The organism is Dermabacter sp. (genome assembly GCF_032550575.1).
Classification (GTDB): Bacteria; Actinomycetota; Actinomycetes; order Actinomycetales; family Dermabacteraceae; genus Dermabacter; species Dermabacter hominis.
Map to the genome: position 1 here is coordinate 16222 of NZ_JAWFZC010000010.1, position 12141 is coordinate 28362.

The window sequence follows — 12141 nt, forward strand, 5'->3', positions numbered from 1 at the left end:
CGGGAGCCGCCGGTAAAATCGTGCAGGCCATGCACAAAAACTCCGCGACCTCGCACCCGCATCCGATGATCCGGCTGTGGCGAATCGTTCGGCCCATACGCGTCCGTCTCATGCTCGGTCTCGTGTGCGCGATCGGCAGCGCGGTACTCGGGCTCATGATTCCTCAGGTGCTCGAGCGCCTCGTGAATTCCGACCTCGTCCAGGGTGGCACCGCTGCAGCTGTGTGGACCGCGGGCGCAACCGTGCTCGTGCTCGGTATTTTCGAGGCCCTCCTCCTGTTCCTCCGCCGCGTATTTGCGCTCGTTCCCGCAACCGCCATCGAACGCGACATGCGCACCGACCTGTACGACAAAATCCAGGACATGCCCGTCACCTTCCACGACCAATGGAGTTCAGGGCAGCTGCTCTCGCGCGCGATGAGCGATACGAACCTCATCCGTCGCTGGATCGCCTTCGGCGTCATCATGGGCGTGACCACAGCCGTCACGACCATCGTGGGCATCGCACTACTCATCCGCGCGAGCTGGATCCTCGCACTCGTCTTTATTGCAGCGGCGATCCCGATCGGGATTTTCTCGTTCCGGTTCAACCGGCAGTTCTCCACCCTCTCTCGCCTCTCGCAGGATCAAAACGGCGACCTCGCCACCACAATCGAACAATCCGTGCAGGGCATCCGCGTACTCAAAGCCTTCGGCCGTGGCCCCACGGCTCTCGAACAGTTCACCCTCCAGGCCGATGAGCTTCGCGGAACCGAGGTCAAAAAAGCCACCGCGATCGCGCGCTTCGACATGCTCATGTACGGCCTTCCCGAGATTGCCACCTCCATCAGCCTCCTGCTCGGGATCTACCTCACGGCACACGGCCACATGAACCTCGGCCAATTGAGCGCCTACTTCGTGACGGCCGTGCTCGTCACGGGCCCCGTGCGCATGCTCGGCCAGCTGTTCGGCATGCTCATCAATACGAACACCGCGCTCGACCGCTACTTCGAAGTCATGGACGCCCCGAACACGATCGCCGATCCCGAGACGCCGACGCTCGATCCCGGGCACACGTTCTCAGGCAGGCTCGCCCTCCACGACGTCCACTTCCGCTACTCCGATTCGCCCGCGCACATGCCCGACCTCCTCGACGGCGTGAGCCTCGAGGTCGAGCCGGGCGAGACGATGGCGCTCGTGGGGATCACGGGCTCCGGCAAATCCACCCTGCTTCAGCTCGTGCCTCGCCTCTACGACGTCACATCCGGCCAGGTCACGATCGACGGTCACGATGTGCGCGACATCCCCCTCGACACCCTCCACCGGATCACGGCCTTCGCGTTCGAAGACGCAACGCTTTTCAGCGATTCCGTTCGCGACAACGTGCTCCTTGGGGCACCCGGATACGAAAGAACCGTCGGAACCGTCGAGTTTGCGGACAGGCTCTTTGGTTCCGACGGCACCGTACCCCCGGTGACGCGCACGTCCATGCGAACCGCCGAGCTCGATCGGGCCCTCGAACTCGCCCTCGACACAGCCGACGCGCGCTACGCCTACGACCTGCCCGAGGGCATCGAGACCCACATCGGCGAGGAGGGAATGAGCCTTTCGGGCGGCCAGCGCCAGCGCCTCGCCCTCGCGCGAGCAATCGCTGCGAAACCCACGGTGCTCCTCCTCGACGACCCGCTCTCCGCCCTGGATACGAAAACCGAGGAGCGCGTCACGGAGCGGCTGCGAGAGGTGCTCTCGCACACGACAACTCTCATCGTCGCGCACCGCACGTCGACCGTGGCGCTCGCGGACCGCGTCGCACTCCTCGAGGATGGCCGCATCACGGCTGTCGGCACACACACGCAGCTCATGGCCTCGAGCGAACGCTACCGCTACGCGATCGCGAACCAGGAAGAAGAGGCGCGAGGAAACCGAAACCTGACGCGGGTCGCGACAGAAACGGGAAGCCTCGAGGTCGCCGAGATTCGCAAAGCGGTTGACGAGAAGGGAGGTGCGCGATGAGCCAAGCGGTCGAAGAAGAAGATCACGAGCTCACGAAGGAAGAAAACCGCGCCTCGCGCAAGCGCTCGCTCGCGCTGCTGCGCGAGCTGCTCGCGCCCGAAAAGGGTTCGATCGTGCTTGTCGCCATCATGGTGGTTCTCGCGCAGGCCGCTGTCGTGGCAGGCCCCGCGATTCTCGCGTGGGGCATCGACCACGGACTTCCCGCACTCATCAACGGCAACGCACTCCCCGCACTCGGCGCCGCCGGTCTCCACGCGACCTGCGCGATTCTCGCCGCGCTCCTCACGTTCGCCTTCACCCGCCAGTCCTCCGTCATCGGCCAGAGGCTCCTGCTCGAGCTGCGCCGCCGCGTTTTCCGGCACACGCAGCGCCTTTCTCTCGAATTCCACGAACGCTATACCTCCGGGCGCATCGTCTCTCGCCAAACGTCCGACATGGAGGCCCTGCGCGAGCTTCTCGAGTTCGGCGTGCCGATCCTCATCGGCTCGAGCCTCTCGATGGTTCTCACCGCCGCATCAATCGTCGCGATGGACTGGCCAACCGGGCTCATCATGCTCGTGCTGCTCATCCCGTGCATCGCCCTCACCGTGTGGTTCCAGGTGCGCTCGCGCATCGCCTATCGCGGCATGCGCACCCACTCGGCAGCCCTCATCGTGCAGTTCGTCGAGGCGATGAACGGTATCCGCGCCGTCAAGGCCTTCCGCAAGGAGGAATCGAACTCAACCGAATACCGCGCGCTCGCCGAAAACTATCGCCGCGCGACCCTCAACTCGATCTCCGTGTTCGGCATCTACCAGCCCGCGCTGCGCCTCCTCGCGAACGTCACGGTCGCGGCGGTCCTCGTCGTGGGCGGCTTCCGCGTCCTCGCGGGCGACTTGAGCGTGGGCGTGCTCCTCGCCCTCGTGCTGTACGCGAGGCGCTTCTTCCAGCCCGTCGATGAGATCGCGAACTTCTACAACTCGTTCCAGTCGGCCACGGCGGCACTCGAGAAGATCAGCGCGCTTTTGTGGGAGGTTCCGACGGTTGCCGAGCCCACCGTCGCGCACGCAAAATCTATTGCGAGCGGCCGCGGGGCAATTCAGTTCACGGATGCCGAGTTTCGCTATAGCGAGGATGGCCCCCTCGTGCTCAAGCCCCTCGATCTCACGATTCCCGCAGGCCAGACCGTCGCACTCGTCGGGCAGACGGGTGCGGGCAAGTCGACCATCGCGAAGCTCGTCTCGCGTTTTTACGACGTCACGCAGGGCTCCGTGGAGCTCGACGGTGTCGATCTTCGCGACCTCACGAGCGAGGAACTCACGCGCAATGTCGTGATGGTGACCCAAGAGGCGTACCTGTTCAGCGGCACCGTTGCCGACAACATCGAGTTAGGGCGGCCCGGCGCGAGTCGCGAGGAGATCGTCCGCGCGGCGAAAGCGATCGGGGCGCACGAGTTCATCGAGGCCCTCCCCTACGGCTACGACACCGACGTGAGCAAGCGCGGCGGGCGCGTCTCCGCTGGTCAGCGTCAGCTCATTTCGTTCGCGCGTGCGTTCCTCGCGAACCCGAACGTGCTCATCCTCGACGAAGCGACGAGTTCGCTCGACTTGCCGAGTGAACGCCTCGTGCAGGAGGGCCTCACGAAGCTCCTCGGCAACCGCACGGCGATCATCATCGCTCACCGCCTCTCGACCGTGATGATCGCGGACCGTGTGCTCGTGCTCCACGATGGGGTCGTGGTCGAAGACGACGCCCCCAGGGCGCTCATCGAGCAGGGAGGCCGCTTCGCCGCCCTCTACAAAGCGTGGCAGGATTCGCTCTAGGGTTCCTCGGCTTCACTCGCGCCTTCACCTAACCGCTCTAGTACTTCCTTGTAGCGCTCAAGGCCGAAGGCTGCTGCGTCGCTCACGATGCGCTCGTGTTCAGCCTGATTCGTCGCCATGAACTACTCCTTTTCCTAGTTCCATGAGCCGCATCGAGGTTGCCGTTGCGCGCTCGAGGTTACGCGGGCCGTCCTTGAGGGCCTCGTCAAGGGTTGAGACGCCCTGCACGATCGGCACAAGCGCGCTCACACCATGAGCGTAAAGCACCTCGGCGCCCTCACCAATGCGTCCCGCGAAGACCACGCACGGCACGCCGTGGCGCTGCGCAAGCGCGGCAACACCCGCGGGGGCCTTACCGTTAAGCGTCTGCGCGTCAATCGATCCCTCGCCGGTGAGGACAAGATCGGCGTGCGCAATCGTTCTTTCGAGGCTCACCGTACGCGCGACGAGATCGAAACCCGGCTCGAATCGCGCATCGAGGAACGTCGCGAGGGCCCAGCCGAGCCCACCCGCGGCGCCAGCACCGGGCTCGGTTGCATGAGCCCGGGCGCCAAGGGAAGGGTCCGACGCTTCCGCAGCCTCCACGAGTTCCCCGAGGAAACCCTCGAGCTTCGCCACCGTGGCGGGATCCGCGCCCTTTTGCGGGCCGAAGACCGCGCTTGCACCACTCGTGCCGAGGAGCGGGTTCGTCACGTCGCACGCGACCTCGATGCTGATCTCAAAGAGCCGAGGATCGAGGCCGCTCACGTCAATGCGGGCAAGGCGCCCGGCTAGAGAGGCGGGTACGGGGGGAAGCGGGCGACCGTCTGAATCAAGAAAACGCGCGCCGAGCGCACCGAGCATCCCCACCCCGCCATCATTCGTTGCGGAGCCGCCAATGCCGATGATGAGCCGGCCGCCCTCGCCAAGCCGATCGAGCGCGGAGGAGATGAGTTCGCCGACGCCGCGCGTGCTCGCCCTCATCGGGTCGCGCTCCCCCGATTGAAGGTGCATGAGGCCAGCGGCACTCGCCATCTCGAGGACCGCTGTGGACGGCTGCGCGCCTGGGGCGAAGGCGTACTCGGCGCTCACGGGGCGGCCCAGCGCATCCGCAACGGCGACGGAATGGAGGGTGGCCTCGAGCGCGGAAGAGAGGGACGCGGTGAAACCCTCACCACCGTCGGAAACGGGGACGCAAACGCACTCGGGGCGCGGAACCACGGAACGCACCCCGCGGGCAATGGCCTCGGCGGCCTCCCCGGCGCTCATCGACTCCTTAAAAGAATCGGGCGCGATCACAATCCTCATTTCGAGCCTCCCTGCCCTTGCCCCACGGCGACCTGGGCGTCTCCCGCCAGCTCTCTCACAGTGAACCTACCGGCTCTCCCACAGAAACCGTCAAGGAGGTACCGTGGAAACATGTCCCAGACCTTAAATTCCGATCCAACCCTGCTCTCGAGCCCCCGAGAAATTCTCGAGGCACTCGTGCGGATCGACAGCACCTCCCACACCGGGAACCTCGAGACGATCGAGCTGCTGCAGCGGATTTTTGCGAGCAAGGGCGTCACGACCCACGTGTTCCGCGAAGAAGATGGGCTCGACGCGAACCTCGTCGCCGTGTTCCCCGCAAAGGGCGAAAGCGCTCGTGAAAGCACCGATCGCAGGGCGAAAGACGTGCTCGGCGAGGACTACGGCACGGGTCGCGGCGGCGTGAACCGGCTCGATGGTGAGAGCACACCCGCGCACGTGCAGGGCGCCGAGCGCCGCGGCATCCTCATCGCGGGCCACACCGATTGCGTGCCCGTCACGGGGCAGAACTGGAGCAGCGATCCCTTCGAGCCCACCGAGCGGGACGGAAAACTCTATGGTCGCGGCACCGCCGACATGAAGGGGTACCTCGCGACCTTCACGGCCCTCGCCGACCGCTTCCTCGCGGCCGAGCTGACCGAACCCGTCTACCTCGCGGCGACGTGGGACGAAGAAACGAGCTGCAACGGTGCGCGCGAACTCGTCAAGCAACTCGAAACCCTCGATATTGCGCCGCGCATCGCCTACGTCGGTGAGCCCACGATGATGGACGTCATCACCGGCCACAAGTCGATGAACGCGTTCGAAGCGGACTTCCGCGGGATTGCGGCGCACTCGAGCCTCCTGCCCCGAGGTCTCAACGCGAACCGCTACGCAGCGGAGTTCACGACCTGGTTCCACGAAGAAATCATCGACCGCGGCGTAGCCGAAGGCCCGAACGATCCCGCCTTCCTCGTCCCCCACATCACGGGCGGTGTGAACCGCTTCGATGGCGGCAACGCGATCAACACGGTCGGGGCGCACGCCCACCTGCTCTTCGAATACCGCGCCCTGCCAAGCGACGACGCGATCGCGATCGCCCGCCGCATCCAAGCGAAGATCGCCGAACTCGACGACGAGATGAAGCAGGCAATTCCCGCCGATCCGGCCGATCCCGAGCAAGCGAAAAACGTCGGCGCGAGCCTCACGATCCGCTCGCTTCTCTACCCGCTCGATTGCGGGACCGACGGTGACGCCGCACAGCTCGCGCGCGAACTCGGCATGACCATCAGCCCCACGAAGGTCACGTACGGCACTGAGTCAGGCATCTACGAGGCCGCGGGCATGAGTGCCGTCGTGATCGGCCCCGGCGACATCGCCCAGGCCCACGGCGCCAACGAATACGTTGACCTCGAACAAATCGACAAATGCGAGGCGTTCTTCCTCGCCCTCCTCGAGAACCTGAGCGCCTCGTAGCTCAAGCGTCGCGAGAACCCCACTTCACCACACTCGACCAATCAGAAAGGCACGCAGTGAACAGCAAGCCGGCGTCGAAACACGACCTGCCCGCGCCCAAACCGGGCACCCCACGAAAAATCCTTGAGCAGGGAACCTTCCGCGAATACAGCCGCGTCGAAGAAATCCTCACGAAGGAATCGGCGGGCGGCATTGCTCTCGTCATCGCGACGATCCTCGCGCTCATCTGCGCGAACTCCCCGCTCGCGGACCTCTACTTCACCATCCGCGACGCCCACTTCGGCTTCGACCTCGGATGGCTGAACCTCAACCTCTCGGTTGCACACTGGGCAGCCGACGGTCTCCTCGCCGTGTTCTTCTTCCTCGTAGGCCTCGAGCTCAAGCACGAGTTCGTGCGTGGCGACCTGCGCGACCCGAAGCTTGCCCTCGTGCCGATGCTCGCCGCGGCCGGTGGCGTCGCGGTACCCGCAATCATCTACACGCTCGTGAACCTCGGTGGTCCCGAAGCTTCCCACAACGGATGGGCGATTCCCGCCGCGACCGACATTGCGTTCGCCGTTGCGGTGCTCACCCTGATCGGCTCGAAGCTTCCCGCCGCCTTGCGCACCTTCCTCCTCACCCTCGCCGTTGTCGACGACCTCATCGCCATCCTCATCATCGCGATCTTCTACGCGGAGGAAACGAAGTTCGTGTACCTCCTCGCGGCAATCCCCGTCATCGCGATCTACGCGCTCGTCGCCTACAAGGCCGAATGGCTGTTCAAGAAGCACTACTCTGCGGCCTGGATGATCCTCTTCCCGCTCGCGGTCATCACGTGGATCCTGTTCTACAACTCGGGCGTGCACGCCACCATCGCGGGCGTCGTACTCGCGTTCTGCGTGCCCGTCCATGCCCGCAGCGCCTACGGCAGCCAGCATTCGCTCGCCGAAACCCTCGAGCACAGGCTTCGCCCGTTCTCGACTGGCGTTGCCGTTCCCGTGTTCGCATTCTTCAGCGCTGGCGTCGCCGTGGGCGGCTTGAGCGGTCTTCTCGACGCCTGGACCACGACCGTCGCCCTCGGCGTCATCGTGGGCCTCGTGTGCGGCAAGATGCTCGGCATCACGGGTACGACCTTCCTCGTCACGAAGCTGACGAAGGCGAACCTGGACGACGAGATCAAGTGGATCGACCTCATCGGCATGTCCGCCATCGCCGGTATCGGCTTCACCGTGTCGCTTCTCGTTGCTGAGCTGAGCTTCGATCCCTCGAGCCCGCTCGTGGAAGACGCAAAGGTCGGGGTGCTGACCGCTTCGCTCCTCGCCGCGATCGTCGGCTCGATTCTTCTTATCCCCCGCAACAACCACTACAAGAAGATCGCCGAACTCGAATCGCGAGACGAGAACCAGGACGGCATTCCCGACGTGTTCTCCGACGACACCTCGCGCACGTCGCAGCCATAGGGCTTCGCACACCGCCCGCATGAATGGGGCTCGGGTCACACGACCCGGGCCCCATTCGCACCTCAGCCTGTAATGTGGGTGGCTGGTGTGCCGGGAAGTCTGGTCGGCACGGGCGAGGCTCCGGATGCTTCGCTCGTTGACAATGCCCGCCGAGCCCCAAGGACTCCCATGACGAGCAAGCACAAGAGCCGTACCGACGCGATCCTCGCCCGCGGCACCTACCGCGAACTCACGCGCATCGAAAGAATCCTCACGACCGAGACCACCGGTGGCCTCATCCTCGTCGGAGCGACCATCCTCGCACTCCTCCTCGCAAACTCCCCTGCCGCCGACGCCTACTTCTCCCTGCGCGACATGCACGTCGGTTTTTCGACAAGCTGGCTGGACCTCGACCTCTCCCTCGCACATTGGGCGGCCGACGGACTCCTCGCGATTTTCTTCTTCCTCGTAGGCCTCGAACTCAAGATGGAGCTCACGAAAGGAGACCTGCGTGATCCCCGCCGCGCGTTCGTGCCCGTCGCGGCCGCTGCGGGAGGCGTCGCGCTGCCGGCCCTGCTCTACTCGGCCATCAATGCGGCAAACCCCGAGACACTCGGTGGCTGGGCGATTCCCGCCGCAACCGACATTGCCTTCGCCGTCGCAGTCCTCGCAATCGTCGGCTCAAAGCTCCCCGCGGCGCTGCGCACCTTCCTCCTGACCCTCGCGATCGTCGATGACCTGATCGCCATCACGATCATCGCCGTGTTCTACTCGAGCGACCTCAAGCTCCACTACCTTGCCTTCGCGCTCATCCCTCTCGCGCTCTACTGGCTGGTCGCCAACAAGGCCGAGGCACTCTTTAAAAAGCACTACAGCGCCGCGTGGTTCGTTCTTCTCCCGCTCGGCCTCATCGTGTGGGCGCTCTTCTACAACTCCGGCATCCACGCGACGATCGCCGGCGTGGCCCTCGCCTTCATGATCCCGGTGAATCCGCTTTCGAAGTACGGCGAGCGCTACTCGCTTGCCGAAACGTTCGAGCACCGCTTCCGCCCGCTCTCCTCGGGCATCGCCGTGCCGATCTTTGCATTCTTTAGCGCGGGCGTCGCCGTCGGCGGCCTCAGCGGGCTCGCCGAGGCGTGGACCTCAAGCGTTGCGCTCGGGATCACCGTCGGTCTCGTCGCAGGAAAGATGCTCGGCATCGTGGGAACGACGTTCCTCGTGACGCGGATCCGAGGCGCAAACCTCGACCCCGACATTAAGTGGATCGACCTCACGGGTGTCGCGGCGCTCGCCGGCATCGGCTTCACCGTGTCACTCCTCGTGGCCGAGCTCAGCTTCGACGTTGCCAACCCCGCGCATGATTGGGCGAAGGTCGGCGTGCTCACCGCTTCGGTGCTCGCCGCGATCGTGGGCGCCGCTATCCTCACGCCGCGAAACGCCCGCTATGCGAAGATCGCCGAACGCGAAAAGGTCGATGTGAACCACGACGGCATCCCCGACGTGTTTGCCGACGATACTTCGCGCACGAAGTAGCCGCCGGGGAATAGACCGCCGCCTCTACTCGGCGGCGCCCTCCTCGCGCTGCGCGTAGTACGCGATGCGGTCGGTATGCACCCAAATGCGTGCCGCATCCGAGGTAAGCGTGAGAAGCGCGAGGGTGCTCAGCCCAACACCGAGCAGCTCGGTGGCACTCGCCGCTCCCGCGGGCTCGAGCGCGGCTACGCTAATGCGCGCAAGCGAGTCGAAGGCGAGAAGGGCCATGAGGCCGAGCCTCGCCCACCTGTTGCGACCAAGCATGAACAGGAACAGCAGGATCTGCCCCGCAACGAGCACGGTGAAAGGCAGAAGCGGGGCTTCGCCGAGCTGATCGAAGCCGAGGGCGCGCACGATGCCGTCGGCCTGCGCGGCCCCCGATCCCTTCGCCCACACGAGCCCCCACAGAGCCACCACCGCTGCCGCCTCAAGCGCGATCATGAGCCCGACGAACCCGATCGATGGGGGCGGCAGGTGGTGGTCGCCGACGTTGCGGAGTGCCTGCAGAAAATCCTCGCGAGCGCCATGCCATTCGCGCTCGAGCGACTGCATGAGTTCGCGCGGGCGCAGCGAGCGTCCACGCAGGTAGAAGATACCCGTGGCACGGTTGCGCGGCTGGATCACCGCGGTGGACCCGGTCGAGCGAGCCTCGGCGCCCGTCACGTCAACGACGGGCAAGTGGCCGTCCGTGCGAAGCGGATCCCCGCCGCCGTTCCTGTGGTGGTAGGAGGTCGAATAATCCTTGATAACGCCCACGGGGATCGCGTGGTCGGCGTGCAACAACGTATCGACGACGTAGTTACGTTCAACGTCCGTGTTTTCGTCGATCTTGTGCGTGACCTGGAACGTGAAGCGCGAAAGCCCCACGCCGCGGTCGAACGTCGCCGCGGCAAGCCACGTTACGCGGTGCCCGCCGGGCATGACCCACTTATGCGGCACTCGCCAGAACCGGATGTGGTGACGCCTGAGCGTCGTACCGCCCACCTCCTGCTGGTAGGCGAACTCGTGCCGTCGACCAAAGAGGAAGAGCGAACTCACCGGGGCCTGCGGGTAGGAGCGTCGAAGAAGAAACGAGATTACCGCGCGCCTCGCGCTGTGCAGCGTGTTCTCCTCCGCGAGAACCCAGCCGGCCTTGCGCATCGCCACGTGGATATCCTCGGCTGAGCCTTCGAACGCAAGGTTCACGGGGTCGCCCAGCAGACCGTCAGCCGTGCGCGTGCGCCCCATGAAGTAATCGGGAACGTACACGGCCGTGAGCGCCTGGTGAATGCGCGGGAGAGCGACGTAGGTGAACACGAGCCAAAACACGAGAAGGTTGACGAGGCGCCTCGGGTTGGTCGTGAGGCCCTGCCGCAGAAACACGTAGGCAAGCACGAGCGAGAGAACGGTCGCGAGCAGCACGAATAGGGCGTCAAGCCGAGGGTAGATCTCGAGGCGCGGGCGGTCGTGGCTATGGCCGGCCGCGTGATCATATTCGGGATACGTGAGCGGAACGGGCCGCTTCCACTTCGCGAACCGGGTGCGTTTCGTGTGCGGCGGGCGGGGCACGACGCGCGGTTTCTCCGGGAGAACAAACGGTTGCGACGGTCGCCTCGCCTCAGCGCGTGCGCGCCCCCCGTAAGCCTCCATGCCGCTCATTGTACGGGCGGCGCCTCCCGATCCCGATGATTCAGGGACCGCCCGATGGAGATTTATAGGCTTGTGTGAGGCTTTAGGAAGAAGGATTCGATGACCTCTACGAGCGAGTTCGCGTCGACAAGCCCGCTGCTCACCCTCAATGACGGCAAGAAGATCCCCCAACTCGGCTTCGGGGTGTACAAGACTCCGAACGATGAGGTGGAGGCCGCGATCGAGTGTGCGTTTGAGGCCGGCTACCGGCACATCGATACCGCGAAGCTCTACGGCAACGAAGAGGGCGTGGGGCGTGCCGTGCGAAACTCGGGCCTCGAGCGCTCGAGCGTGTTCGTCACGACAAAGGTGTGGAACGACGATCACGGGCGCGAAAAGACGCGCCGCGCTTTCGAGGAGAGCCTCGAGCGGCTCGGCCTCGACTACGTCGACCTCTACCTCATCCACTGGCCCATGCCCATGAACGGCCTCGCGGTCGACACTTGGGAGGAACTCATCAGGCTCCGTGAGGAGGGCCTCGCGACCTCGATCGGCGTCGCGAACTTCCCGGCACAGCGCATCGACGAGCTGACGGAGGCGACGGGGGTTGTGCCCGTGCTGAACCAGATCGAGCTCAACCCCTATTTCGCGCAAAACGACCTGCGCGAAGCCAATCGCGAGCGCGGCATCTTGAGCCAGGCCTGGGCGCCCCTTCATCGCGGCAAGGGCCTCTTCGACGAACCGATCATCCGCGAGATCGCCGAGCGCCTCGAGGCAACCCCCGCGCAGGTCGTGCTCACGTGGCACCTCGCGCTCGGCACGATCGCGATCCCGAAGTCGGTGACGCCGAGCCGAATCCGCGAGAACTTCGACGCGCTCAATGTGCGCCTCACGCCCGAGGACCTCGCGGCAATCGCGGCCCTCGACCGCGGCGAGGCCGGGCGCACCGGCTTCGACCCGGAAACCATGGAGCGAGGAGCTGGCTACCAAGGCTAGACACCACGCACCACAGCCCCCGACAGTCCGTGCCCGCCAACCGTAAGGAGA

General features: G+C 65.2%; 9 protein-coding genes. 6 read left to right on the plus strand and 3 right to left on the minus strand.

The annotated features are described in order from the left end of the window. Positions 1 to 29 precede the first annotated feature (29 nt). Together E6X30_RS09570 and E6X30_RS09575 are read left to right on the plus strand one after the other, a co-directional pair. On the plus strand, positions 30 to 1991 hold the full coding sequence (locus tag E6X30_RS09570; protein ID WP_316336116.1) for an ABC transporter ATP-binding protein: 1962 nt from the start codon (positions 30 to 32) through the stop codon (positions 1989 to 1991). Beyond that, positions 1988 to 3793 (plus strand): ABC transporter ATP-binding protein, encoded by a 1806-nt coding sequence (locus E6X30_RS09575; RefSeq protein ID WP_316336117.1) that lies wholly within the window; start codon positions 1988 to 1990, stop codon positions 3791 to 3793. Before E6X30_RS09570 ends, E6X30_RS09575 begins: the two co-directional genes overlap by 4 nt. On the opposite strand, the gene E6X30_RS09580 is transcribed toward E6X30_RS09575, so the two are convergent. Further along, a complete protein-coding gene (locus E6X30_RS09580) occupies positions 3790 to 3912 on the minus strand; it encodes a hypothetical protein (RefSeq protein WP_016663664.1) in 123 nt (40 codons plus the stop codon). The genes E6X30_RS09575 and E6X30_RS09580 overlap by 4 nt on opposite strands. After that, positions 3893 to 5080 (minus strand): glycerate kinase, encoded by a 1188-nt coding sequence (locus E6X30_RS09585; protein WP_316336118.1) that lies wholly within the window; start codon positions 5078 to 5080, stop codon positions 3893 to 3895. The genes E6X30_RS09580 and E6X30_RS09585 overlap by 20 nt, the downstream gene beginning before the upstream one ends. 111 nt (positions 5081 to 5191) lie before the next feature. Here E6X30_RS09585 and E6X30_RS09590 point away from each other — a divergent pair, with 111 nt between their 5' ends. The 3 genes from E6X30_RS09590 (at position 5192) to nhaA (E6X30_RS09600) (ending at position 9486) form a co-directional block, all read left to right on the plus strand. Beyond that, a complete protein-coding gene (locus tag E6X30_RS09590) occupies positions 5192 to 6535 on the plus strand; it encodes a M20/M25/M40 family metallo-hydrolase (protein ID WP_316336119.1) in 1344 nt (447 codons plus the stop codon). Between the two features lie 56 nt (positions 6536 to 6591). Beyond that, the gene (gene nhaA, locus E6X30_RS09595) at positions 6592 to 7974 is read left to right on the plus strand and encodes a Na+/H+ antiporter NhaA (protein WP_016663661.1); all 1383 of its coding nucleotides are present in this window, start codon (positions 6592 to 6594) and stop codon (positions 7972 to 7974) included. Positions 7975 to 8142: 168 nt separating this feature from the next. Beyond that, on the plus strand, positions 8143 to 9486 hold the full coding sequence (nhaA, locus tag E6X30_RS09600) for a Na+/H+ antiporter NhaA (protein WP_316336120.1): 1344 nt from the start codon (positions 8143 to 8145) through the stop codon (positions 9484 to 9486). Positions 9487 to 9510: 24 nt separating this feature from the next. Here nhaA (E6X30_RS09600) and E6X30_RS09605 read toward each other — a convergent pair whose 3' ends face one another. Continuing rightward, a complete protein-coding gene (locus E6X30_RS09605) occupies positions 9511 to 11115 on the minus strand; it encodes an LssY C-terminal domain-containing protein (protein ID WP_259893701.1) in 1605 nt (534 codons plus the stop codon). A gap of 99 nt (positions 11116 to 11214) precedes the next feature. On the opposite strand from E6X30_RS09605, the gene E6X30_RS09610 reads away from it, so the two are divergent. Beyond that, positions 11215 to 12090, plus strand: coding sequence for an aldo/keto reductase (locus E6X30_RS09610; protein ID WP_016663658.1), 876 nt, complete (start codon positions 11215 to 11217; stop codon positions 12088 to 12090). The last annotated feature ends 51 nt before the right edge of the window (positions 12091 to 12141 follow it).